The sequence below is a fragment of the Aurantimicrobium sp. genome (assembly GCF_036667855.1).
GTDB lineage: Bacteria > Actinomycetota > Actinomycetes > Actinomycetales > Microbacteriaceae > Aurantimicrobium.
On sequence record NZ_JAVWTF010000021.1, the window covers coordinates 1 to 24,668 of the forward strand.

Sequence of the window (24,668 nt, forward strand, 5' to 3'; positions counted from 1 at the left end):
GTGGGTGGCGGGGTAAAAGACATGGTCGTTGCAACCTCCAAAAAGATGGAGTGTTGCAACGACCATTAGAACCCAAGATACTCAGCGGGCCTTTGTTGTGAAGCGTGGTTGTTTGGAAACTATTCCGCGTCGTCGATGTTGAGCAGAACGTGACCGTTGGAGACAGTCTGGCCGACCTCGGCGTTGATACCCGAGATGACGCCATCTTTGTGAGCTTCCACAGGTTGTTCCATTTTCATCGCTTCGAGAACCAGGATCAGATCACCCTTGACGACCTTCTGGCCCTCTTCGACAGCAATCTTGACGACGGTTGCCTGCATAGGAGCCTTGACGGTTGCGCCACCGGCGCCACCGACTGCGTGAGAGGCTACCTTGCGCACAGGAGCTGGACCTTGTGTTGCGAGGTCAGCATTGTTTGCCCGGAGAAGCTTGGCGGGCAATGAAACTTCGATGCGACGGTCATCCACCTCAATGGTGACATGCTGACGCTTCGCTAGTGATGGAGTTTCCTCAGCTTCACCGCTCCAGGGCTCGATGTCGTTGTTGAACTCGGTTTCGATCCAGCGGGTATAAACGGAGAATGGCTTGTCACCTTCGGGAGCGAACGCAGGGTCACGCACGATCTTGCGGTGGAAGGGAAGCACGGTGGGAAGACCAGCAACCTCAAACTCATCCAAAGCGCGACGTGAACGCTCGAGAGCTTCTTCACGGGTTGCACCAGTCACGATGAGCTTGGCCAACAGAGAGTCGAACGATCCGGAGATGACGTCACCTGCGGTGACACCGGAGTCCACGCGAACGCCAGGACCACCAGGAGCGCGGAAGACGTGCACAGGACCTGGTGCAGGGAGGAAGTTACGCCCACCATCTTCACCGTTGATACGGAACTCGAAAGAGTGACCCGTCACAACGGGGTCTGGGTAATCCAGTACGCCACCCTCGGCGATACGGAACTGCTCACGCACCAGGTCAATTCCGGTGACTTCTTCAGAGACGGGGTGCTCAACCTGGAGACGGGTGTTCACTTCGAGGAAGGAAACAGTTCCGTCCTTACCAATGAGGAATTCACACGTGCCCGCACCAAGGTAACCCACCTCTTTGAGGATGGCCTTAGATGCCCGGTAGAGCTCAGTGGTCTGCGCTTCGGTGAGGAAGGGAGCAGGGGCTTCTTCAACCAACTTCTGGTGACGACGCTGTAGCGAGCAGTCACGGGTTGAGACCACGACGACGTTGCCGTGAGCATCGGCGAGACACTGGGTCTCCACGTGACGGGGCTCATCCAGGTACTTCTCCACGAAACATTCACCGCGACCGAAAGCAGCAATTGCTTCACGAGTTGCGGACTCGAAAAGCTCTGCAACTTCTTCACGATTGCGCGCAACCTTGAGGCCACGGCCACCACCACCGAATGCTGCCTTGATGGCAACGGGCAGACCGTGGATGTCGACGAAGTCGAGAACTTCTTCAGCACCCGAGACGGGGTTGATGGTTCCAGGTGCGAGAGGAGCTCCCACCTTCTCTGCTACGTGACGAGCAGAAACCTTGTCACCGAGCTGTTCAATAGCTTCGGGGCTGGGGCCAATCCAAATCAGGCCAGCTGCCTGCACCTTGCGGGCAAAGTCAGCGTTCTCAGCCAGGAAGCCATAGCCGGGGTGAACCGCATTCGCACCGGACTTGCGGGCAACTGCCAAGATCTTGTCGATGACCAGGTAGGTCTCGGCACTGGTGGTGCCGTTCAGTGCATACGCCTCGTCTGCGAGCTTGGCATGAAGGGCGTTAATGTCTTGATCGGCATAGACGGCGACGGAACCAATTCCGTAGTCTCTGGCTGCACGAATGATGCGAACGGCGATCTCGCCACGATTGGCAATGAGGACCTTTGTAATGCGGGACATAGTCCCCAGCCTAGTAAGACAGAGGCCTCTTCAGTTGGGCATCTACGACAAAAAAGTCCGCGAGTCGTGAACGATGCCTACAACGCCTATTTGATCCAGAGTTCAGGCCAGAACACGTCCAGCTTGCTCGCCATCCGGCGAAGTGCGGGAACAGAGACTCCGACCACAGTCGAGGGGTCACCGTCGATGCGGTCAATAAAGGCAGCACCCAGAGAATCAATCGTGAACGCACCAGCCACTTTGAGCGGTTCTCCCGAGGAAATATAGGCCTCTAGCTCGGCATCAGAGATATCTGAAGAGAATGTCACCTCGGCAACAGTGACCTCTCCTACCGCAGAGTTCAGTTGACCGCCACGGTGATCAATCATCCAGTGGCCTGAAAACAACTGCCCGGTACGACCGCGTTGCTTCTGCCAGCGCTCCAGTGCCACCTCCGGAGTGTGGGGTTTGCCATAAGTCACACCATCGAGCACAAAAGCCGAGTCGCCGCCGAGAACAAAACCATCAATTTCGGAATTCAATACCGCTTCAGCCTTGGCCTGGGCAAGGAGTTGAACCATCTCAGCTGGAGCGAGGGCGCCGCCTGCAGCTGCCTCGGCAGCGGCAACAGCGGCGTCTTCATCGACCTCACTGGGGACGACAACAGGCTCAATTCCGGAGCTGCGCAGGGTCGCTAAACGTGCAGGAGAGGTGGATGCGAGATAGAAGCGCACGTACACGCCTTTCAAATATGGAAAGCTCGAACTATGGCACAGAGTAAAACACAGCGAATTGTTTCCACCTCTCGAGGTTCCGAGTTTGTGGGCACAGTCTGTGAGCTCGACATTACCAATGTCGCTCACGGTGGTGTTTTTGTTGCCCGTCACGAGGGACGTGTCATCTTCGTAGCAGACACCCTTCCCGGTGAGCGCGTGCTTGCCCGGATTACCGATGCGTCACAGAAAAGTTTCTGGCGTGCTGACACCGTCGAGGTGTTAACACCTTCTGCTGATCGCCAAGAACACGTCTGGTCGGCAGCGAGTGTGACCCGTGATCCAGCACAGCGTGCCGGAGGTGCCGAGTTTGGTCACATCAAGTTAGCTACTCAGCGTGACCTCAAAGCATTTGTCCTCGAAGACTCCCTGGCCCGCATGGGCAAGATCGAGCGCCGCGTTGAGGTGGAAGCACTCGAGGGTGACAACGAATCCCAGGGCACCGGTTGGCGCACACGCGTGCGCCTGCACGTCGATGCAGATGGGAAAGTCGGCCCCTATGCCGCTCGTAGCCATAACATCATCGAGGTGGAAGATCTTCCGCTTGCTGCGTCGCGCATTGCCGAGCTCGCTCCGTTCGGAAAGCGCATCCCTGGCATCGATTTCATTGATCTGGTGGGCCCCAGTGGCGACTCAGCGCGTGCAATTGCCGGCAACATCGACAACGGCAAAAACAAGAAGCGACCTGCTCCCGAACCCATCACGGAGAAGGTGGGCAAGCGTGCGTTCAAGGTGGACGTGCGCGGCTTCTGGCAAGTCCACCGCCACGCTGCCGCCACGCTGTCCGAAGCAGTGAGCTCCGTCATTGACGAAGCCCTCTTTGATCCTCGTGCCGCTAACCATGACCTATATGGTGGTGTCGGCTTGTTTGCTGCCGCTGTGGGTGACCGTTTCGGCTCAACCACGCGCATGACTTCAGTTGAGTCAGACGAGATGGCAACCGAGTATGCCCTCGACAACCTTGCTGAGTGGGTGGGTGCACGCGCGGTGACTGCACGAGTTGACCGCTACCTCGACAGCGTCCGCCGGGATCTCAACGCCGTGGAGAAGGCTCGCTATGCCGCAGCCACGATTGTGCTTGACCCACCACGTGCAGGTGCCGGCAAAGAGGTTGTGAACTCTCTCGCTGAGCTCTCACCAGCGCAGCTGGTGTATGTGGCGTGTGACCCTGTCGCGCTCGCGCGCGACGTGGCACTGTTCGCCGAGCGTGGCTACCAGCTCGAAGAATTGCGTGCGTTCGATCTGTTCCCGAACACGCATCACGTCGAAGCGGTTGCCCGCTTCGTGAAGAACTAGAACTTACTTTTTTGGCTTACTTACCGAAGTCCCAGCCAAAGCGGCGAGAGCCGCCTTTGATGTCTTCGCGGATACCACGCTGAGACTTTTGCCAGGCACTCATTCCTGCGCCTTGGACCTCATGCTCAATCGCTGACTCTTCTTCGATTTGAGCATCGAGGACGGCAAACACAGCAGCCTTCTCCTCAGGGCTGACGCCCTGAGTGAGGAAGCGCACATTCTCGAGCGTCACAGTGGGATGTTTCCGTGCTTCTTGGGAGGCAGGCTCGCACGCTTGCCGCGCAAGGCACGCAGTGCCTTGGTCACAGCAACACGGGTCTGTGCTGGCTCAATCACACCGTCGAGCTCCCCACGCTCTGCGGCGAGGAATGGGCTTGCCACGTTGTAGGTGTATTCGTTGGCGAGCTTGGTGCGGACGGCATTGACGTCTTCACCTGATTCTTCAGCCTTCTTGATCTCACCGCGGTAGAGAATGTTGACGGCACCCTGGCCACCCATAACCGCGATTTCAGCGGTGGGCCAGGCAAGGTTAATGTCAGCACCGAGCTGCTTGGAACCCATCACGATGTACGCGCCACCATACGCCTTGCGGGTGATGACGGTCACGAGGGGAACGGTTGCTTCGGAGTAGGCGTAGAGCAGCTTGGCGCCACGACGAATCACACCAGCCCATTCCTGGTCGGTTCCGGGAAGGTATCCGGGAACGTCTACCAGGGTCAGGATGGGAATCGAGAACGCGTCACAGAAACGAACGAAACGGGACGCCTTTTCACCGGCTTCGATGTTGAGCGTTCCGGCCATCTGTGAAGGCTGGTTCGCGACAACACCAACAGTGCGACCTTCAACGCGAGCGAAACCGACCACGATGTTAGGAGCAAACAGTGCCTGCACTTCGAGGAAGTCACCGTTGTCTGCGATGCCGCGAATGACTTCGTGCACGTCGTAAGGCTGGTTGGTGCTGTCGGGAATGAGGGTGTTGAGCTTCTTGTCCTCATCCGTGATCTCGAGTTCAACCTCGGACTCATAAACGGGAAGCTCTGCCATGTTGTTATCGGGCAAGAAGCCGACCAACGTGCGGGCATAATCGAGAGCATCACTCTCGTCTGCGGCGAGGTAGTGAGAAACACCAGAAACGGTGTTGTGGGTCAGTGCGCCACCGAGCTCCTCGAAGCCCACCTCTTCACCGGTGACGGTCTTGATCACGTCAGGTCCGGTCACGAACATGTGGCTGGTCTTGTCCACCATGATGACGAAGTCGGTCAGTGCGGGGGAGTACACAGCACCACCGGCTGCAGGGCCCATAATGATGGAAATCTGAGGAATCACACCAGAAGCAGCGGTGTTGCGACGGAAGATTTCTCCATACTTACCCAGGGCGACAACACCCTCTTGGATACGTGCTCCACCAGAGTCCAGGATGCCCAGGATCGGCACGCCCGTCTTGATGGCGAGGTCCATGACCTTGATGATCTTTTCACCGGCTACTTCACCCAAGGATCCACCGAACACGGTGAAGTCCTGCGAGTAAACAGCAACCTGGCGGCCGTGAATTGTTCCGGTACCGGTGACGACAGCGTCACCGTAGGGACGGTTCTTGTCCATGCCAAAAGCGGTAGTGCGGTGACGCACGTATTCGTCCAGCTCTACAAAGGAACCGGGGTCGAGAAGTTCTTCGATGCGCTCACGGGCAGTCATCTTGCCCTTGGCGTGCTGCTTCTCAGCTGCCTTGGCACCGTTCTCAATAACTGCTTCGTTGTAGCGTGCCTTCAGATCGGCAAGCTTTCCAGCAGTAGTGAAGGGGTCGATAGATTTCGCGTTTTCAGTCACGCTTTTCACTCTACTTGCCATAGGTATCGAAAAAGGGTTAGAGCTTCCCTACAAAAAACACCTGCCAAACTGTTCTTATGGACCTTTCGCTCAGCGCACCTCTTGCTTCACGCTTGCTTTGGCTCGATGAAGTGGGCTCCACAAATACCCATCTGGTGGCGGCGGTTAACTCGAGTGAGGGTGCCGAATGGCCAGATTTCTCGGTGGTTGCCACCGATAACCAAGTGGCAGGTAAGGGGCGACTTGGCCGCGATTGGAGCGCACCTGCCGGAGCATCCTTGGCCGTGTCGGTATTGCTGCGCCCAGAAACTCCTGCAGGACGTCCCCTTCCCCCTGAGTCCCTCAGCTGGATGGGGCTGTTAGCAGGGCTCGCCATGGCCAGGGCCTGCAACAGCGTCCTGCCGGAGGGAAAGAAGGCCACCATCAAGTGGCCCAACGACGTTCTCATCGGAGAGAAGAAAGTCTGCGGTGTTCTCAGTGAACTTGTTGTCACACCCCAAGGTCTGGCACTTGTTGTGGGCACGGGTGTGAACATCGCGCTCGCCGAGGCAGAACTTCCTGTCCCCACGGCAACCTCGCTTGTGTTGGAAGGAGCACAGACCACACTCGATGGGGTGCTGGCGGCGTACTTGACTGAATTCGCACGCATCACCCGAGTGTTCACCTCTGCTGCAGGCAATGTGCGCAGCTCAGGATTGCTCGACCAGGTCACCGAGCTGTGTAACACGATTGGGAAATCAGTGCGCGTGGAACTTCCCTCGGGCGAAAGCCCCGTTGGAACCGCGATAGGCCTAAGTGAAAACGGCTCCCTCATCGTGGAGATGAGTAACTGTGCTGAGCCTCTGGTGGTCTCTGCCGGAGATGTCACTCACTTGCGCGTGATCTAGCCCACTATCCCAGCGCGTCACCAGGGTTGGTGTTCTCCCGCCGACAATAATTGACCTAATGTCTAACCCCACTGTTGCCTATGAGCCTGCGCCCACGGAAGCAGCAGAACCCGTCGTCGTGCGACTTCGTCGCCACGGTCGCGTTCTGTTCATGCCCTCCCTGGCGCTGATTGGTGTGGCAACCGCGTGGGGTTTCTTTTCTGAAGGCTTCCCCGAGCTCTGGATGAACCTCGTGTTCTGGCTGCTCAGTGCACTGCTCGTGATTGTGCTGTGGGTATTCCCTCTGGTGACCTGGTTGGGTAACCGCGTCATCATCACCACCCGACGCGTGATTATTTATCGGGGCATCATGACTCGCACGAAGCAAGAAGTGCTCTATGGTCGCATCCACGATGTGACGGTGCGTCAGAACGCTGTGCAGGCAGTTTTTGGTGCTGGCGACCTTCTTCTCAACACCGGCGCAGAAGCACCGATTCGTCTCTTTGATTTGCCCAAGGCAAACCTGGTTCTTTCCGCGCTCTCCGAGCTCGTTGATTCACAAGCTCCGCTGTCTGCTCAGCTGCGTCGTGATGACCAGCGCTGGACGAACGAGTATTAGAACCGAGTGCTTGAGCTGATTACGAAGAGCTCGTGGAGTTCTTCTTGCCGAAACGGCGCTGCCATCCCCACGCAGTGACGGACTTCATCGCCTCAACCACGATGTTCTTACTCATCTTGGATTCACCGGTTTCACGTTCCTTAAACTCGATGGGAAGCTCCACAACGGTGTATCCGGCGTCGAGCACGCGCAGGGTCAGATCAATCTGGAAGCAGTAGCCGTGCGAGTTCACTTCTTCGAGGTGGATTCCGCGCAGGACCTCCGCGCGGAATGCGCGGAACCCTGCGGTGGAATCTTTCACATTGATTCCCAGTGCAATGCGAGCATAGGCATTTGCGCCGCGGCTGAGGAACAAGCGGTGCGCAGGCCAGTTCACGACAGAGCCACCTGTGACCCAGCGTGAACCAATAGCCAAGCCGGGGTAGTGCGCACCAGGAACGGTGGGTGCAGAGACAGCACCGATGAGTGCACCGAGACGGCTAGCTGGGTGGGAGCCATCGGCATCCATCTCGACGATGATCTCAAATCCGTGTTCAAGTGCCCAGGCAAAGCCAGCGAGGTAGGCATCGCCGAGTCCTGTTTTTTCGGTGCGGTGAAGAACGTGCACGAAGGGATCAGCACTGGCCAAAGCATCCGCCTTGGCTCCCGTGCCATCGGGGCTGTTGTCATCCACGATGAGGATGTTTGCGTCGGGAACAGCGATGCGAACGGCCTTCACTGCCTCGGGCAAGGTCTCGAGTTCGTTATAGGTGGGAATGATGACGACGGTGCTCATCGCTTCGCGCTCCACACCCACCAGCGATAGAGCGCAAAGCGAACCAGGGTTCCCAGACCTAAGCCAATGATGTTGGCAGAGACGTTATCTGCCAGCAAAGAATCAAAGCCCAATACATAGTGGGTGAACCACAAGGTGGCCAAGGTCACGAGCATGCCGGCAACAGATGCCAAGACGAACTCAATGAGTTCGCGGACAACATCTGAGCGCTTATCGCGGCGGAAAGTCCAGTAGCGGTTGCCCAGCCAGTTGACCACGATGGCCACCGAAGTGCTCATGAACTTGGCCGTCAGAGGCTCCGCCCACCAGCCGGGGCCAGACAGGGAGAGTAGATTAAAGAGTGAAACGTCGACGACGAGTCCGACTAATCCGACCAGTCCGAACTTGACGAAGTAGCCCAACAGGCCTCTTCGCAAGCGAGTAAACAGGCTCGGGGAGGGCTCGGTTGCGATCACTCGCTCCGATGTGGTCATGTTTCTCCCCGTAAGTGCACTCTCAAACCCGTTCAATCACGTGAAAGATGAGCCGTTGACAACTGTAGTTGGCGTTATAGGTGGCGGCCAATTGGCCCGCATGATGGTGCCCCCTGCAATTAATCTAGGCCTAGATATCCGAGTGCTTGCTGAGAACGAAGGCTCTTCGGCGCAGATCGCCGCATCACAGGTTGGCGACTACACCGACGTCGAAACGGTGCTCGCTTTCGCAGCGGATTGCGACGTCATTACTTTCGATCACGAACACGTTCCTGCCCATGTGTTGGCAGAGCTGATTAAGCGTGGCTATTCCGTGCAGCCAGGTCCTCACGCTCTTGAGTTTGCTCAAGACAAGCTGCGCATGCGCCAGCGTTTAGGTGATCTCGGTATTCCTGTTCCGGGGTGGACGCAGGCATCAACAGCTGAACACGTCACCGACTTCCTCACTGAATGGGGTGGCCGAGCTGTGGCCAAGACGGCTCGTGGAGGCTATGACGGTAAGGGTGTTCGCGTCATCACCAGCGCTGCAGAGGTTGCCGACTGGTTAGAACTTCTTCAGCCCGGTGAATCACTTCTGCTTGAAGAATTCGTCGAGTTCCGCCGTGAACTCTCCCAACTGATTGCCCGTCGCCCTAGTGGCGAGATGGCACTGTGGCCTGTGGTCGAAAGCATCCAGGCAGACGGTGTCTGCAGCGAAGTGATTGCCCCCGCCCCACACTCACAGGGAAAGATTGCCGACATGGCTGGCTCGATTGCCACCCAAATCGCCGCAGAACTCGACGTCACCGGTGTGATGGCCGTGGAACTTTTTGAGACCACCGATGACCGCATCTTGGTGAACGAACTCGCGATGCGTCCCCACAACTCTGGACACTGGACCCAAGACGGCAGCACCACCAGCCAGTTCGAGCAGCACTTGCGTGCTGTGCTCGACCTGCCACTGGGTGCTACCGGCCTGACTGCTCCGTTTACCGTGATGGTAAACATCTTGGGAGGCCCCGCATCTGGTGACATGCTCTCGCCCTTCCCACACGCGATGGCAGAGCACCCCACCGTGAAAATCCACACTTATGGCAAGGAACCACGTCCGGGTCGTAAGGTTGGCCACGTCAACGCCTCCGGAGATGATCTGCCCGAGGTTGCTTATCAGGCGCGTGGCGCAGCAGGATTCTTTCAGGTCTGAGCCCTAGCCTTGAACAATGGCTGAAACGCAACCACTCGTCGCCGTTGTAATGGGATCTGACTCTGACTGGACTGTCATGAGTTCTGCCGCCAACGTGCTGGGCGACTTTGGCATCCCGTTCGAGGTTGAGGTGCTCTCTGCGCACCGCACCCCAGAGAAAATGATTGCCTTTGGTAAGGCAGCTGCAGGCCGCGGCCTGAAGGTCATCATCGCCGGTGCCGGTGGTGCTGCGCACCTGCCCGGCATGCTCGCCAGTGTGACTCCCCTTCCTGTTGTGGGAGTTCCTGTACCTTTGGCCAAGCTCGACGGCATGGATTCACTGCTGTCGATTGTGCAGATGCCTGCGGGTGTTCCTGTTGCCACCGTGTCTATCGGTGGCGCCACCAATGCGGCGCTGCTGGCCGTCAAGATTCTTGCCACCAGTAACCCAGACCTGCTCAAGGCTGTAGAAGCGTATGCTTCCAGCCTGGCCGATCTGGTTGAAGAGAAGAACAAGGCTCTCAAGTCTCAGTTATGAGCCAGACCAGCCCACTGAGGTATCCCGACACCAGTTCGCAGAAGGTCATGACCACCCGCGCCTGGTGGTTGGTTGTACTCAACTTCGTGCTGCCGGGCTCGGTGCAGGCGTTAGCTGGGAACAAGCGACTGGGCAAGATTGGCTTAGGAGCTACTCTTGTTCTCGTGGGCTTTCTTCTGCTCACATTCCTTATCGGGCTGCTCTGGCCTACTGCTGTCTTCTTCCTCGCAACGTGGGGACCCACGTTGCTTGTGGGGCAGATTGCGCTCTACGTCTATGCCGCACTGTGGGCCATTCTCACCCTGGACACTCTTCGACTTATCCGTGTCGTCAAGACTGGACCTCGCGCGAGATGGTGGGTTGCCAGTGTCACTGTTGTTGCGATGCTCTTCATTTCAGGCGGGGCTGCCTATGCTGCAACCCTGACTGGAAGTCTCAACAACGCCCTCGGCAAAATCTTTGTTGCCGGCCCCAGCGAACCGCCCGTGGATGGCCAATACAACTTCTTGCTTCTCGGTGGTGACGCAGGTGAAGATCGCGCAGGTTTACGTCCTGACACCGCACAGGTTGTTAGCGTCAATGCAGAGACTGGTCAGGCAACAATCATCGGTATGCCTCGTGACCTACAGGCCATTCCGTTCAATGAAGACTCACCGATGTATTCGGTGTATCCGAACGGATACACCCAAGAAACCGGTGAATACTGCACTCGTTGGGCATGTTTGAACACGGTCTATGTTGCTGCCGAAAATGACCACCCTGACCTCTATCCCAATGCCGCAGCTGAAGGGAGCTCACCGGGAATCGAAGCCATGCGGGATGCTGCAGAGGCCATTACCGGCCTGGACATTCAGTACTACGTCCTGATTGATATGCAAGGATTACTGAACCTTATTGATGCACTTGGGGGGGTCGAAATTGATGTGCAAGAGAGAATTGCAATTGCTACTCCTGACGTTCCAGAGGATGAAGTTGAGCGATGGGTTGAAATTGGCAATCAACATATGGACGGTTGGTTGGCAATGGAATACATGCGGTCACGTTGGAACGGCACCGGCGATTACGACCGAATGAAGCGACAACAACAAGTTCAAGAGTCACTTCTTCGTCAGATGAATCCAGCTAATGTTTTGTCAAAATTCCAGGAAATTGCATCAGCTGGAACTCAAGTCGTAAAGACAGATATTCCACAATCTATGTTGGGTTACTTTGTCAGCCTAGGTCTCAAGACAAAGGAACTCCCTATAAACCATATTGAGCTCACGCCTTACATTGAGCCTTACCCTGTTGATACTGAGTATCCCGATTACTCGGGCATCCAAAACTATTTAGAACTAGTTATTCACCCGCCTACGCAGGCAGCTACCCCATAAGTTTTTCATGAAGCTGCCAGGCAAGCTCTGCGCTTTTGCGCCACGAATATTCACTACTTTTCTTTACCGCTGCCTGGCTTAGTGTACTTCTGAGGTTCTCATCAGATTGAATCTTCGACATATGATTTGCTAATTCCAAAATGAAATCTGGACTGTTGACATCCGCAATCAAAGAACTATTTCCTGCAACTTCAATAAGAGCTGCAACATTACTGGTGATAGCTGGAGTTCCTTGTGACATAGCTTCTAGCAGTGGTAGTCCAAATCCTTCATTTTGACTGGGCATTATCAGAGCAGTTGCTCTTCTGTAGATTTCAGGAAGTTGATGTTCAGGCAAGAAGCCTAAACTGATAAACATTTCTTTTGGGATGTTATTTTCTCGGAGAAAATTATCCACATCTACGTTTCCCCAACCCAGAGGGCCGATGTGAACGAGTGGAAGTGTTCGACTGACAGAAGTAGCCTTTATTGCGTGCAAGATACCTTTGCGAGGCTCTAAAGTGCCAACAATCAGGAAAAATTCAGTAGGTAAATAATTTACTAAATCAAATGTCTCAATTCGCTCGGAATCAAAAGATGGTGCCCCGGGAACGACAAAAACTCGATCACCGAAGTTGAATTGCTCATCTAGTTCGTTCTTCACAGCATTTGACGGAGTGATGACCGCGTCGGCGTATTTGTATGCACGATTGAGCATTTGTGTATGCCATCGAACCCCATGTTGCGTCAGGGTCTCTGGGTTTGTCCACGGCACGCTGTCATGAATTGTGACAACCGAACCAGTCGTTTTTGAGCTCTTCCGGATAGGAGCAAGAAGGCTTGGAGCGTGAAGATTGCCCAACTGTGAACCAAGGCTTAATCCGTGTGCCCACAATTGCGCAGTTATCCTCGAAGAAAATGGGCTTTTTCTGTTGAACACAAAATGCTCAGCTTGGCGAGGAAGTCCAACTTGTTCTGAAAGGAGTTTGTGGGGCAGTTGTCCACGAAGTTCCCAATTGTCGGGGACACAATCAGTCATTGCCAAAAAGAGTTCTCGGGAATATCTTCCGATTCCTCCGGGGGTTGTTGTCCCGAGTTGTTCAAGGACAAAGTTGAGGTACTTCAAGACGAGAAACTCCGGATAGATCGATACCTGCTAGCAATCGAAATACAGATACATAAAAGAAACCATCCGAATTCGGTAAGCATAAAACTCTCTGCAAAACTGGTCGTGATTAATGTAACGATAATCAATGCTGGCCAAATGGAAGAAAACTCTGAGGAGACAACTGCTTTTTTCCACAAGACCAAGAATGCCATTAATAGGGCTAGGCAAATTAAAGTAAGTCCAATAAATCCCGTCTGTAGCCAAGCATCCAGAAATGAATTAAGCCCAGACAGATGCTTGGTCCCACTTGTACTATTGAGTACGGTGAAAGGCTGGGTTTTCAAAGGCCAAAGTCCAACCCAACCCCACCCCTCTATTGGTTTCATTGCTGCCAAGCGCAGCTCTTCTTCCCACAAAGTGAGCCTGTACTTTAGTAGGTCATTAGAACTAATCGCCTCGAGGAAACGCCATCGAAATGCCCAGATGATTATGATCGAAAGCCCCAAAAGAGATACGAATACAATCTCACTTTTTCGACGGTTGGCAGGCTTCATCGCCCTAAGAGCAAATAAAAATAGAGCGATAATCATCAAGGCTATTCCCGCTATATAACCGACAGGTGATGCGGCAAGAAATACACACAGAGCCGAACCCATCATGGACCAGGAATAAACTTGTATAGAAACGCTTTTTGTCCGCCACTCGACAAAAAAGGTTATCAAAGCGATTAGTGAAACTAGAACAAAAATGTTTCGGGTCCCAAAAACTCCTTGTATTCCTTGACCAGAAATTAAGTTACCTCTAATCCCGAGGAAATTTATTGGTCCGTCAATGAGCACACCAGCAAAAATCTCAAGAGTAATTGAGGTGGCGAGAAAGATGCGAAGTACGTCACCAGTTGCGCGAATGATCTGAATTGTGTCGCGTGTAGAAGAAACTGCCAGTGCAAGTAAAGTGAAGCTGATTTGAGATGCAATTCCAACAAGACTGGCTTTCGGATAGTAGGACCAGAAGTAACTGACCGCACACCACACCAGAAAGACAGTCAGCGAAATAGGGAGGAATGCATTCCAGCGCACTACGCGACGGCGAGCTATCAACATCAGTAAACACAGAACCAACTCTGTGGCAACGATGGCAGTAAGCCCTGCGGTTCCTGAGAGGGAACGCAGAAGGTGTGTGCCCAAAGCTGTAGCGATGACAACAACGCTCATGGCCCGAGCAAAGCGGGCATGAGAGAAGAAAGCGTAGGCCCCTTCTGCGACGGTTAAAGTTGTTGGGCTCATGGCGCGGTCTTAGCTCAGTGCTTTAGTTATACGAGTGGGAACCATCACGGTCAGCGAAAAAATCACCACGAGTGCCCACCCGGATTGAACAACTAACTGGCTTTCAGAGAAGCTCTGAGTCAACAGTGCCACGGTCACGAGCAAAGGCAATAGTGAACTGGGGCTGTAGGGACGTGTCTCTACGAGGTCCCACTGAGGACGATCAACGGCAATGAACCAGGAGCGGGAAAGCAACGAAAATATGGCGATTCCCAGAGCAATCACGCCGACGTAACCGAGCTGCATCCAGACATCTATCCACACATTGTGCGCTTGGAGGTAGTGCACTCCAGAACGCACGGCGAGGTTATTGAAGGGTTCGAGCCAGGGTACCCAGGGGCTCAGCCAACCCCAGCCGAAGACAGGGCGTTGTTCTGCCAGAGCAGTGACTGCTGCCCAAATGTCTGTGCGACCGGTCAGGTCAGAACCTTTGCCCAGCAGGGAAAGTATCTGCTCACGCGCAACAGAAACAGTCACGATGCCTGCTACTCCTAGCCCCAGCATGGTGAGGTAAACAGGTCGGCGCTGTGAAGCCAGATGTGCACGCAACCAGAGTGCAAACAAGGCAACTACAGCAACGGCAAGTAATGCAATGAGGTCGGTAGCTGAACGAGTGAGGCCAATAATTGCGACGGTAATGACAATCCAGACTGTTCCCCAATTACGCCAGACTGTTTTCTGGGCTAGCTGGATGCTGAACACAATCAGAGCAATGACGGCGATGAAACCCAGTTGGTTGCGGTTTCCCACAACGCCTTGAATGGGGCCGCCCTCGAGGAGGAGGTTGCGACTCCACTGATAAACGGCAGGAACCTTCTCGCCGGAGGTGTCGATAAAGACCGGGTAGATGGCGTGACCAACGAAGAAACTGACCCACAGTTCAAACAACAACGACGCTGCAAGGATCCAGCGCAGTGTTGTACCCAGTGCACGAATGAAGTCATTCCAGGGCAAAGTCAGGGCAATACCCACACCGCCGATGGTGACCTCAATGAAGGGCCACAACGTGAGTGCCGTGTTGGCAGGGGAGTATGCCCACGCGACCGAAGCCACTGCAAAAAGCGCAAAGAAGGCAAGCCAGAAAGGAATGCTGCGCCAGTGAATGAGATGGCGTGCACGAATGATGACCACGATATAAATCGCGGTGATGAGCACGCCCATACCCATGAAGATTTCCCAACCGAGCAGGTTGCGAATTGCCTCACCGGCAAAGAGCATGAACAGCGTGACTACGGCAAGGCCGGTCTTCGCTTTTCTATATTCTTTGGCGGGCATGTATCAAGGCTAGACGAATGCGGCGTGACCTGTGATGGCCCTGCCCACAATGAGGGTGTTCATCTCTCTGGTCCCCTCGTAGCTGTAGATCGCTTCAGCATCGGCAAAGAAGCGCGCCACGTCGTAATCGAGCACGATTCCGTTACCGCCCAAGATCTCTCGACACCATGCAACAGACTCACGCATACGTGCTGTAGCAACAGCCTTGGCGAGTGCTGCGTGCTCGTCTTTCATCTTTCCGGCGTCTTGCATGCGGGAGGTTTCTAGAACGAGGGAGAGGCTCGAGGTGATGTTGCCCAGGCTCTTCACAAGCAAGTCCTGCACCATCTGGTGTGAGGCAATGGACTTACCAAACTGGATCCGTTCCTTGGCATACGCCAGTGCAGCTTCATAAGCGCCCACGGCGATACCGACAGCTGCCCAGGCAACCTCAGCGCGGGTGAGTCGTAACACGGTTGCGGTGTCGGCAAAGCTGTTGGCTTTCTGCAGACGGTTTGCTTCGGGAACACGCACGTCCGTCAGCGTGATGTCGGCGTTCTGAACAACACGAAGAGATTGCTTACGTTCAATCTTGGTGGCGACATAACCCTGGGTGTCTGTTGGAACAATGAAGCCCTTGACCTGACCATCTGCAGTGTCCTTAGCCCAGACCACACAGATATCTGCCCACGTGGCATTACCAATCCAGCGCTTGGAGCCATTGATAATCCAGTCATCCCCGTCGCGGGTGGCCGTTGTGCGGAGGCCCTGTGCAGAGTCGGAACCGGAGAGTGGTTCGGTCAAACCAAAGGAGCCCACAATTTCTCCCGAGTGCATTTTGGGAAGCCAATAAGCACGCTGATCATCGGAGCCACAGACGCCGACAGAACCCATGGCTAGGCCGTTCTGCACTCCGACATAGGTTGCAACGCTGGCATCAATCCGTGCAAGTTCAAGTGCGACCCACCCGCGGAAGACTGCAGTGGTCTCAAAAGGCTGCGTTTCAGGCCATGCCATGCCAATCAACTTCGTGTCGGCAAGACCCTTGACGAGTGTCTTGGGGAACTCAGCACGGTCCCAGTGATCATTGATCACAGGCTTGATCTCAGTCTCGAGATAGGAACGCAGTTCCATCAACTTGTCGAGTTCAACTGGAGACAGACTCGCCTCAAGGTGGAAGAAGTCGCTTGGTAGGCTCTCAAAGGTCATGTGGCTAGGCTAATCCTCGTGATGATTCGTGTCGATAACACCCCCCGAGATTATGCCTGGGGTTCACTAACCGATATTGCAGAACTGCGCGGCAAGGCTCCTACGGGAAAACCCGAAGCAGAACTCTGGTTAGGTACTCATCCCGGTTCACCCACACAGATCGTGGACCCTGTACACGCGGGTGGATCTGCCACGATTGCTGACTACCTCGCAGCAGGTGGTGAGCAACCACTGCCGTATTTGCTCAAGGTACTTGCCGCAGCACACCCGCTGTCTATCCAGGCGCATCCCTCACCTAAGCAGGCGCGTGAAGGTTTCGCCCGGGAAAATGCCGCAGGCATTGCCCTAGATGCCCCAAACCGCAACTACCGAGACGACGCCCACAAGCCTGAACTGATCTATGCGCTCAGCGACGCCTTCGAAGCTCTGTGTGGTTTCAGAGATGTTGAGCAGACAATTTCAGAGCTCGAGAGCTTGGGTGCAGCTAACGCCCAGGCTTGTGCTCCCACGTCGGCGCTCGCAGAATTCACTACCCAACTAGCCCAGCGTGGTGAAGGTTCCATTCGCTGGGCGCTGGATTGGGCGCTGACCGGTGACAACGCGGCGGCACTGGTTGCGGAGATCTCGCTAGCCGGCAAGCTCGTGAAGGATTCACTTCTGATCGAGTTGGCTGAAGATTACCCCGGTGATCCAGGAATCGTTGTTGCTTTGCTGCTGAACAGAGTGACGCTGGCTCAGGGCCAGGCGCTGTATTTGCCAGCGGGCAATATCCACGCCTACATCCGTGGTCTCGGTATTGAACTCATGGCAGCGAGCGACAATGTGTTGCGTGGGGGACTCACCTCGAAGCACGTGGATGTTCCCGAACTGCTTTCCGTCGTGAGCGACAAGGTTGTTCCGGTGCCCATTTTGGAACCAAGAAATGTGGCTCCAGGCATCGACCTGTTCGTCCCTGATGTTCCGGACTTTGTCCTGGCGCATGTTGAGGTTTCTTCGAAAACGAGTGATTCTGACACCCTTTCGCTCACTCGTCACGCAATTGTTACGTGCACGTCAGGAAATGTGACATTACGGGGCGCTGAATCCTCGCTGGAGCTTTCCCAAGGCGAAAATGCCTTTATTTCCGCGGAAGAACAGGCTATTTCGTTCTCCGGTGCGGGTGAACTCTTCATCGCCCTTTAGGGGATAAACACCTATTTGTTCGCAAAGTCTCCAGCGCGTCTTCAAAGTTTTCAAATCTCGACTTGACGTAAACGAATGACAACGGTGTAATTACTTAGAGCACGCCATGGTGGCGTGCGTAAGACACCGGGGTGGGAGTTCTTTATGGCACCGGAATATCGCGCAAGCGTTCCAGAGAATTGGTTTGTAGATCCAGTTCGATTGGGAGTTCCAGGAACCCCTTCTTCTCGCAACATTGATGTTGACGACAACCCCCTCGCATGGCAGGCAGATGCACTCTGTGCACAGACTGACCCAGAGTCCTTCTTCCCTGAAAAGGGTGGCTCCACTCGCGACGCTAAGAAGATTTGCACCTCCTGCGAAGTTCGCAGCGAATGCCTCGAATACGCCCTCTCCAACGACGAGCGTTTCGGCATCTGGGGTGGACTGAGCGAGCGCGAACGTCGCAAGCTTCGCCGCCGCGCATAGTCGAGGAGAACCACCTCCTTTCCTAGCCACGCCCGCCCAATTGGGCGGGTTTTTGGCATCTCCTGCCTAGGCTGGCAAGGATGAAAACGAGAGTCACTGCGATCATCGTTGCCCGTCAGGGTGGCGAGCACCTCGCGCGAACCCTCGACGCCCTGTCGAAGCAAACCAGACGACCAGACATCGTCCTTGCTGTCGACAATTCATCAAAGAACAACGCTGCTGCGCAGCTCCAAGCTTTCGGTGCAGCCCAGGTCTTGACCGGAGGCGGTCGTCTCAGCTTCGGAGAAGCTCTCGACGTGGCCGCCCGGGCATTCCCCGCGGTTTCTGGGCCTGATGAGTACCTGTGGTTCTTAGCTCAAGACAGTGCTCCTGAACCCACCGCATTGGCAGAGCTTGTCGGTGCCCTGGAAGTATCTCCTTCGGTTGCTGTTGTGGGCCCCAAGCAGATGGACTGGGACCGTCCCGACTACATTCGCGAATATGGCTTGACCATGGCCCAGGGTGGTCGCACTATTTCTCTCGTCGTGGACGAACTCGACCAGGCACAGCACGATCTCGTCTCTGACGTGATGGGTGTGGGCGCGAACGGCATGCTCGTGCGCCAGCAGATCTGGGAAGAATTAGCTGGTTTTGATCACCATCTCCGCGTCGTGGACGACTCTCTCGATTTCTGTGTCCGTGCACGTCTAGCTGGCCACCGTGTCTCGGTCGTTCCCACCGCTCGCGTCATGAGTGCCGGTGATGGTGTCATTGGACCGGTTGGAACTGATAGCTACCGCGCGCGCAAGAAGCGTGCACGTCAGTACCGTTCGGCAGAGCTGTATCGCCGTCTGGTGTATTCCAACAGTGGTGCCCTGTTCTGGCATTGGTTGGGTTTGCTGCCTTCAGCTGTTATGCGTTCACTGGGTCAACTCTTGGCCAAGCGTCCAGGTGCTGTTTCGGGTGAATTCCGTGCTGCACTCTCAGCTGCCTTCTCGGGTGGTTCGGTTGGCCGCGCACGCAAACTCCTCAAGTCAACCCGTGTGGCCTCGTGGAGCTCGATTGCGTCCCTTCGAGTTTCACGGGCGGATGTTCGTCGCCGAGAATCACTTGCCCGTGAAGCCATTCAATTGCGCGTTCACGGCGAGAAGAAGCCACTGCATTTCTTCTCCAGTGGTGGTGCGTGGGTTGTTCTGATCTTGGCGTTCCTGTCTGTTGGTGGATTCTCCACTTTGGTGGGTGCCAATGCACTCTCCGGTGGAGCACTGCTTCCCCTCGGATCATCTGTTTCCGATATGTGGGCACAGACTCTCTGGGGTTGGCGTGATGGTGCCTTCAGCGTGGTGGGACCTGCAGACGGCTTTGCCGGCGTTGTCGCGTTGCTTGGAACGTTGACCTTCTGGCAGCCCAGCTTCTCACTCGTCTTGTTGTGGTTCATGGCTATGCCGCTGGCTGGCTTAGGAGCATGGCTCCTGGCGGCCCGATTGACGCAGCGTGCGGGTATTCGTGCCTTCATCGGTTTGGGCTATGGATTGAGCCCTGCTCTTTTGGGAGCACTAACTGAAGGTCGCCCTGCTGCCGTCATCGCCCATATCCTCCTTCCCTTCCTCTTCTTTGCAGGCATCCGTGCAGCTCGTTCCTGGTCTGCCTCGGCCACAACCGCGCTGCTCTTCGCAGCGATCGTGTCCTGTGCTCCGTCACTGACTCCCGCACTCCTCGTGGTTTGGATTGGCACGCTGCTCCTCACAGGTCGCTACGTCCCACGCTTCTTGGCTATCCCCATTCCTGCCGCTGCACTGGTGGCTCCAATTGTGGTGATTCAGGTCTTCGGTCTGAATCTGTTTGGTTTGGCTTCAGATCCAGGTCCTGCCATTGCAAGTGCAACGGCACCGCACTGGCAGCTCGCACTGGGCTTCCCCACCGAGGGTCTCGGTGGTTGGCTCCAGGCAGCAGGATTCTTGCCCTGGGCTAACCCCGTCGCCAGTGTGTGGGTAGCCATCTTGGTTGGTGTCCTGGTGGCACTTGCCTTCGTCGGTTTGTTCTCGCAATACCCCATCCGTGCACAGCTTGCTGTGTTGGTGATGGTCCTCGGTATTGTCACCGCTGTATTTGCGTCAGGTTTGTTCGTCTCCTTCAACGGTGGTGAACCCGTTGCCGTCTGGCCCGGCAATGGCCTCAGCTTGGCGTGGCTGGGTCTCATGGTTGCCGCCGGTACAGGAGCATCCATCCTGCGACGCTTCTCGTTCTATCCCGCCGTGGCTGGTATTGCCGCTGTAACCCTGCTTGCACTTCCCGCACTTGCAGCATCAAGCCTGGGGAACTCTAAAGTTGTTGCCGGTAACGGTGAAACCCTTCCTGCCTATGTTGTTGCACAGGCCGCTATTGATCCACAGGTGGGCACCCTCGTGCTCACACCACAGCCAGATGGTGGTCTTGGTGCTGTGCTCGTGCGCGGAACTGGCATGACACTGGAAGGCACCTCGACGTTCGTCACTACTGGCGCTGGCTTTGCTCCGCAGGAACAGATCCTGGCCAACACGGTGAGTAACTTGGCCTCGGTCAGCGGTAATGACTCCACAGAGGAACTTAAGTCTTTGGGAATCTCCTTTGTGGTGCTGACACCCTCTCTTGCCGAGGTTGGCGAGAAGGTGTCTCCTCAGGCTCAGTCGATGTCAGCTCGTGTCAAGGCAACCCTAGATGCCAACGCAGGTGTTGAGATTGTGGGAAAGACAGATGCCGGTTTGCTCTGGCGTTTCCCCGGATATGACCCAGCTGCGATGACGCCACTTCAATCGGCTCTGCCGATTGAACCCTGGCGCATCTTGATCGCATCCGTGCAGGCACTGGTCATTATCTTGACTTTGCTCCTCGCTATTCCCACCGGTGCTGTGATGCCTGATGCGCGCCCCAAGCGTTACCTCCCCGGACTCATCGAAAGCGATGACGAACTGGCCAATATTGACCCACTGGCAGGTGATCAAGATGTCGAAAACAACTAAGGTCATCCGCGCCGGCGTGACAGGCGTCACCGGCCTTGTCAGTGCTGGTGCTGTTGCTCTCGGTATTGCTGCATTGGTGACGCTGCCGCTTCCTGAGTTTGTGGGTACAGCCCCCTCACTGAGCATCGCTCCGGTTCCCGCTATTCAACAGCGCGTATGCCCAGGACCACTGGTTGAAGTGATCTCTCAGGGCGCTGAAGACATCTCGTTCTACTCAACGGGTCAAGCACAGTACTCAGAAGAATCCAGCGAAAAGAACTTCGATAACTTCTGGCTCGAAGCGCCAGATAACCAAAACGACGCACTGTCGGCTGCGCCCAAGGTCATTACCGTTCCACCCGGAGCAGATGCAGAATCTGCACCATTGTTGGCTGGAAACCAAACGGAAGTAGCCGCTACCGAGGCGCTCTCCGGTTTAGCAGCAGCGGCGTGCACCGAGCCTGCGAACGATTTGTGGCTTGTGGGCGGCTCGACTGAAATTGGTCGCACAACGCTCGTCACACTCTCCAACCCGACAGATGTGACCGCGACGGTGACGCTCGAAGTCTTCTCCGAAAAGGGATACATCGATGCGGTGACCACCGAGGGCATCATTGTGATGTCCGGTGAACAGCGCATCGTCTCTCTAGCTGGATATGCCCCCGATGCCATTGCACCTGTTGTTCGCGTGATGAGCAATGGTGGTCAGGTTCTTGCCAACCTGCAGCAATCCGTCACCCGTACCCTGGCTCCCTCGGGCGTGGAATGGGTTGCACCCGGTTCAGGCTTGGCAACCCAGCAGATCATTCCTGGTGTTTTTGTTGCGGGTCAGGCTGAACACGATCGCTCCGAAGTGGGCAACGTTGTCAGTGACCTCGAGCCCACCATTCGTGTCCTTATCCCGGGTGAGAAGGACAGCAAAGTCAACGTGACGCTGCTCTCCAGCACAGGAAAGAAGATTGAGTATTCCGCCAACCTTCCAGCAAAGAAGGTCACCCAGCTTCCACTGGCAGGCATCAAGGATGGTACCTACACCGTGATCTTGACTTCGCAAGAGCCACTTGTTGCAGGCATTCGCACCGTCCAAGGAGCTGACACGGGAACGACCACTCCGGCAGCACCCGTGGACCCTGCGGCACCCGTTGTTCCGGCAGCTGCCGAAACCGGTGGTGACTTCACCTGGTTGAGCTCAAGCAGTTTCCTCACTGACCAGATCCTGGTTCCCGTGCCAGCCGGACCTGCACCGACGGTGACGTTCTATAACCCCGCCAACAGAACCGCTGACATCACATTGTCTGCTCAGGGTCAGAAGGACATCACTTTGAAGGTGAAAGCAGGTGAGATGGTGACCTCACCACTGAGTGCAGATACCAAATACAACGTCAAGGGCGTCGAGGGTCTTGTGGGCGGACTGACCTTCAGCGGTTCAGGCATTGGTTCGGCTATCGCCTTGAATCCTGCCAATGTGCTGGGCTCCAGCATCACTGTCTACCCTCGCTAGAAGCCTTTAGGGGCGTAAACGCTCAGGTCCTAGATCCCAGGGGTCTTTACCGAGCAGTTCTGCAACTGCTCTAAAGACAACGCTTTCAATCATCATCTGGCGATGAAGTGGGTCGTCTTTGTGGAGTTTGCTCATGCGTTGGATAGGCACGCGATAGAGAACTATGCGTCTACGTTCGTGATCAACTTTCCAGCGTTCCACTACGCCGTTGACCTCCACTCGTGGGGGAGTTGGTGCCACGTCGAAGTGCACGTCAGCTAACTCTTCTGCCCACATGCTGCGCAAGTAGTCCACCGTGTGAGCAATGGTGAGCATGAAGGTTTCATAGCGGCCACGAAGCTGAGGCAGGTGTGGACCGGTGACCGGTCCACGCATTCCCCGGCCGTGACGATCACGGCTAAGACCACGGTTAGGAACCGTGCTGGGAAATGTGCTGTCCATGCGCCCATGCTACCTCCGCGCTAACCTGAAAAGCATGGAACGTGTCTGCACCAAAGGTCGCTGCAAGCAGCCTGCGCTGTTCACGCTGACCTATGACTACGACGACAAGCTCGCGGTGATTGGGCCTCTGTCTCCAGAACCTGAATCAGCAGCTCATGATTTATGCCGAAAGCATGCACTGGGTTTCACTGCGCCTCAGGGCTGGAACGAGATGCGCCATTTAGACTTATCTAATGAACACTCAAGCAACTGAAAGCCTTCGTTCCATTGTTAAGGCCTATGACGTCCGTGGCCTCGTGGGTGAACAACTCACCGAACAGATGGTCGAAGCACTCGCAGCCGGCTTCATCGATGAGATCAACGGCGCTGGTTCAGAGGTCGTGGTCGGTCATGACATGCGTGACTCTTCTCCCGGCTTTGCTGCTGCCTTTGCCCGCGGTGCTCAGGCACGTGGTGCAAATGTTGTGAACCTGGGTCTGTGCTCAACCGACGAGACCTATTTCGCTTCGGGTTCGTGGAATGCACCCGCCGCTATGTTCACGGCAAGCCACAACCCAGCTGCCTATAACGGCATCAAGTTCTCTCGAGCTGGTGCTCAAGGAATCAGCCTGGACACCGGCCTCGCTGCCATTCGTGACCGCGCTTGTGACTACCTCGAGAACGGCCTCGAAACAGTGGCCACCCCCGGTTCTTACCGCGAGGTGGATGTTCTGGCTGACTACGCCGGTTACTTGCGCTCGCTGGTTGATCTTTCGGGTATCAAGCCCATCCGCGTTGTTGTTGATGCGGGTAACGGTATGGGTGGAATGACTGTGCCTGCGGTTCTCGGAACAGCAGCAGGGCTTTCAGCTTTGCCCATTGAGATCATTCCGATGTATTTCGAACTGGATGGCAACTTCCCGAACCACGAAGCAAACCCACTCGAGCCCAAGAACTTGGTGGACCTGCAAAAGGCTGTTGTTGAGCACGGAGCTGACCTTGGTCTCGCATTCGACGGTGACGCTGACCGCTGCTTCGTCATCGACGAGAAAGGTGCACCTGTCACTCCTTCTGCAGTGTCGGCAATTGTGGCCCTGCGAGAGATTGCCCGCGCCAAGGCAGCGACACCAGATAAAGAAATCTTTGTTATTCACAACCTCATCTCTTCCAACATCGTGAAAGAGACCATCGCCGGTGCGGGGGCTACGCCAGTCCGCACCCGCGTGGGTCACTCTCTCATCAAGGACCAGATGGCTGCGACCGGTGCTGTTTTCGGAGGTGAGCACTCTGCTCACTACTACTTCAGCAACTTCTGGGGTGCTGACAATGGCATGCTGGCCGCCATGCACGTGCTCGCAGAGTTTGGCCACCAGCCCAAGTCCCTCTCTGCCTTTGCGGCAGAGTTCATGCCCTACGCCAGCAGTGGAGAGATCAACTCCACCGTGAGCGACGTGAAGGCTGCCACGCAGCGCGTGCGCGACGCTTTCGCTTCGCGCGGCTCGGAAGATGCCCTAGATGGCATGACTATCACCGGGAACACCGCAGAAGAAGAAGCTTTCTGGTGGTTCTCGGTTCGCCCTTCCAACACTGAGCCTCTACTGCGCTTAAACGTGGAAGCCGCGGATGAGCAGACCATGTCTGCCATCCGAGACGAAGTACTCGCCCTCATCCGCGCATAGCTGACTGCAG

The 24,668-nt window shown here is 55.7% G+C and carries 23 protein-coding genes; 12 read left to right on the forward strand and 11 right to left on the reverse strand.

The annotated features are described in order from the left end of the window. Positions 1 to 119 precede the first annotated feature (119 nt). Positions 120 to 1,895 carry a biotin carboxylase N-terminal domain-containing protein gene (locus tag RR877_RS05795; RefSeq protein WP_280805503.1) on the reverse strand — a complete coding sequence of 592 codons (1,776 nt, stop codon included), beginning with the start codon at positions 1,893 to 1,895 and terminating at the stop codon, positions 120 to 122. 86 nt (positions 1,896 to 1,981) lie between these two features. Continuing rightward, positions 1,982 to 2,608 carry a Maf family protein gene (locus RR877_RS05800; RefSeq protein WP_332550797.1) on the reverse strand — a complete coding sequence of 209 codons (627 nt, stop codon included), beginning with the start codon at positions 2,606 to 2,608 and terminating at the stop codon, positions 1,982 to 1,984. Between the two features lie 33 nt (positions 2,609 to 2,641). On the opposite strand from RR877_RS05800, the gene RR877_RS05805 reads away from it, so the two are divergent. Continuing rightward, positions 2,642 to 3,943, forward strand: a complete 1,302-nt coding sequence (locus RR877_RS05805) for a TRAM domain-containing protein (RefSeq protein ID WP_332618807.1) — start codon at positions 2,642 to 2,644, stop codon at positions 3,941 to 3,943. A gap of 16 nt (positions 3,944 to 3,959) precedes the next feature. On the opposite strand, the gene RR877_RS05810 is transcribed toward RR877_RS05805, so the two are convergent. Beyond that, entirely contained in the window at positions 3,960 to 4,175 is a 216-nt protein-coding gene (locus RR877_RS05810) for a hypothetical protein (protein ID WP_332550799.1), read from the reverse strand. Beyond that, positions 4,172 to 5,791, reverse strand: a complete 1,620-nt coding sequence (locus tag RR877_RS05815) for an acyl-CoA carboxylase subunit beta (RefSeq protein ID WP_280806076.1) — start codon at positions 5,789 to 5,791, stop codon at positions 4,172 to 4,174. The genes RR877_RS05810 and RR877_RS05815 overlap by 4 nt, the downstream gene beginning before the upstream one ends. A gap of 56 nt (positions 5,792 to 5,847) precedes the next feature. On the opposite strand from RR877_RS05815, the gene RR877_RS05820 reads away from it, so the two are divergent. Together RR877_RS05820 and RR877_RS05825 are read left to right on the forward strand one after the other, a co-directional pair. Beyond that, on the forward strand, positions 5,848 to 6,657 hold the full coding sequence (locus RR877_RS05820) for a biotin--[acetyl-CoA-carboxylase] ligase (RefSeq protein WP_332550800.1): 810 nt from the start codon (positions 5,848 to 5,850) through the stop codon (positions 6,655 to 6,657). Positions 6,658 to 6,715: 58 nt separating this feature from the next. Beyond that, a complete protein-coding gene (locus RR877_RS05825; protein ID WP_332550801.1) occupies positions 6,716 to 7,255 on the forward strand; it encodes a PH domain-containing protein in 540 nt (179 codons plus the stop codon). Between the two features lie 19 nt (positions 7,256 to 7,274). Here the strand turns inward: RR877_RS05825 and RR877_RS05830 are convergent, their stop codons facing one another. Together RR877_RS05830 and RR877_RS05835 are read right to left on the reverse strand one after the other, a co-directional pair. Continuing rightward, entirely contained in the window at positions 7,275 to 8,030 is a 756-nt protein-coding gene (locus RR877_RS05830) for a polyprenol monophosphomannose synthase (protein ID WP_110232880.1), read from the reverse strand. Further along, positions 8,027 to 8,503 (reverse strand): GtrA family protein, encoded by a 477-nt coding sequence (locus RR877_RS05835; RefSeq protein WP_332618808.1) that lies wholly within the window; start codon positions 8,501 to 8,503, stop codon positions 8,027 to 8,029. Before RR877_RS05835 ends, RR877_RS05830 begins: the two co-directional genes overlap by 4 nt. Positions 8,504 to 8,558: 55 nt before the next feature. Between RR877_RS05835 and RR877_RS05840 the strand changes: the two genes are divergently transcribed. From RR877_RS05840 to RR877_RS05850, 3 genes are read left to right on the forward strand one after another with little or no spacing between them, the layout of a single operon-like run. Next, positions 8,559 to 9,686, forward strand: a complete 1,128-nt coding sequence (locus RR877_RS05840) for a 5-(carboxyamino)imidazole ribonucleotide synthase (RefSeq protein ID WP_332550803.1) — start codon at positions 8,559 to 8,561, stop codon at positions 9,684 to 9,686. Between the two features lie 16 nt (positions 9,687 to 9,702). Further along, on the forward strand, positions 9,703 to 10,203 hold the full coding sequence (purE, locus tag RR877_RS05845) for a 5-(carboxyamino)imidazole ribonucleotide mutase (protein ID WP_332550804.1): 501 nt from the start codon (positions 9,703 to 9,705) through the stop codon (positions 10,201 to 10,203). After that, entirely contained in the window at positions 10,200 to 11,576 is a 1,377-nt protein-coding gene (locus tag RR877_RS05850) for an LCP family protein (RefSeq protein WP_332627797.1), read from the forward strand. The genes purE and RR877_RS05850 overlap by 4 nt, the downstream gene beginning before the upstream one ends. Here the strand turns inward: RR877_RS05850 and RR877_RS05855 are convergent. Genes RR877_RS05855 through RR877_RS05870 form a run of 4 tightly spaced genes read right to left on the reverse strand, consistent with a single transcriptional unit; the run spans position 11,566 to position 16,451 of the window. Beyond that, on the reverse strand, positions 11,566 to 12,681 hold the full coding sequence (locus RR877_RS05855) for a glycosyltransferase family 1 protein (protein WP_332550806.1): 1,116 nt from the start codon (positions 12,679 to 12,681) through the stop codon (positions 11,566 to 11,568). The genes RR877_RS05850 and RR877_RS05855 overlap by 11 nt on opposite strands. Continuing rightward, positions 12,678 to 13,949: an O-antigen ligase family protein gene (locus RR877_RS05860; protein WP_332550807.1), complete on the reverse strand. Its 1,272-nt coding sequence runs from the start codon at positions 13,947 to 13,949 to the stop codon at positions 12,678 to 12,680. The genes RR877_RS05855 and RR877_RS05860 overlap by 4 nt, the downstream gene beginning before the upstream one ends. A 9-nt stretch (positions 13,950 to 13,958) precedes the next feature. Then, positions 13,959 to 15,263, reverse strand: a complete 1,305-nt coding sequence (locus tag RR877_RS05865; RefSeq protein ID WP_332550808.1) for an O-antigen ligase family protein — start codon at positions 15,261 to 15,263, stop codon at positions 13,959 to 13,961. Between the two features lie 9 nt (positions 15,264 to 15,272). Then, the gene (locus RR877_RS05870; protein ID WP_332550809.1) at positions 15,273 to 16,451 is read right to left on the reverse strand and encodes an acyl-CoA dehydrogenase family protein; all 1,179 of its coding nucleotides are present in this window, start codon (positions 16,449 to 16,451) and stop codon (positions 15,273 to 15,275) included. A 21-nt stretch (positions 16,452 to 16,472) separates the two neighbouring features. Between RR877_RS05870 and manA the strand changes: the two genes are divergently transcribed. From manA to RR877_RS05890, 4 genes are all read left to right on the forward strand, one after another. After that, positions 16,473 to 17,633 carry a mannose-6-phosphate isomerase, class I gene (gene manA / locus RR877_RS05875; RefSeq protein ID WP_332618820.1) on the forward strand — a complete coding sequence of 387 codons (1,161 nt, stop codon included), beginning with the start codon at positions 16,473 to 16,475 and terminating at the stop codon, positions 17,631 to 17,633. 144 nt (positions 17,634 to 17,777) lie between these two features. Beyond that, the gene (locus RR877_RS05880) at positions 17,778 to 18,101 is read left to right on the forward strand and encodes a WhiB family transcriptional regulator (protein WP_110232887.1); all 324 of its coding nucleotides are present in this window, start codon (positions 17,778 to 17,780) and stop codon (positions 18,099 to 18,101) included. Positions 18,102 to 18,181: 80 nt separating this feature from the next. Continuing rightward, complete coding sequence (locus RR877_RS05885) at positions 18,182 to 21,079, forward strand: glycosyltransferase (RefSeq protein ID WP_332550811.1); 2,898 nt, start codon at positions 18,182 to 18,184, stop codon at positions 21,077 to 21,079. Beyond that, on the forward strand, positions 21,063 to 22,559 hold the full coding sequence (locus RR877_RS05890; protein ID WP_332550812.1) for a DUF5719 family protein: 1,497 nt from the start codon (positions 21,063 to 21,065) through the stop codon (positions 22,557 to 22,559). Before RR877_RS05885 ends, RR877_RS05890 begins: the two co-directional genes overlap by 17 nt. Before the next feature lie 6 nt (positions 22,560 to 22,565). On the opposite strand, the gene RR877_RS05895 is transcribed toward RR877_RS05890, so the two are convergent. Then, on the reverse strand, positions 22,566 to 23,000 hold the full coding sequence (locus tag RR877_RS05895; RefSeq protein ID WP_110232890.1) for a metallopeptidase family protein: 435 nt from the start codon (positions 22,998 to 23,000) through the stop codon (positions 22,566 to 22,568). Positions 23,001 to 23,034: 34 nt separating this feature from the next. Between RR877_RS05895 and RR877_RS05900 the strand changes: the two genes are divergently transcribed. Both RR877_RS05900 and RR877_RS05905 read left to right on the forward strand, forming a co-directional pair. Further along, the gene (locus tag RR877_RS05900) at positions 23,035 to 23,253 is read left to right on the forward strand and encodes a DUF3499 family protein (RefSeq protein WP_332550813.1); all 219 of its coding nucleotides are present in this window, start codon (positions 23,035 to 23,037) and stop codon (positions 23,251 to 23,253) included. Next, positions 23,234 to 24,658 (forward strand): phosphomannomutase/phosphoglucomutase, encoded by a 1,425-nt coding sequence (locus RR877_RS05905; protein ID WP_332550814.1) that lies wholly within the window; start codon positions 23,234 to 23,236, stop codon positions 24,656 to 24,658. The genes RR877_RS05900 and RR877_RS05905 overlap by 20 nt, the downstream gene beginning before the upstream one ends. Positions 24,659 to 24,668 lie beyond the last annotated feature (10 nt).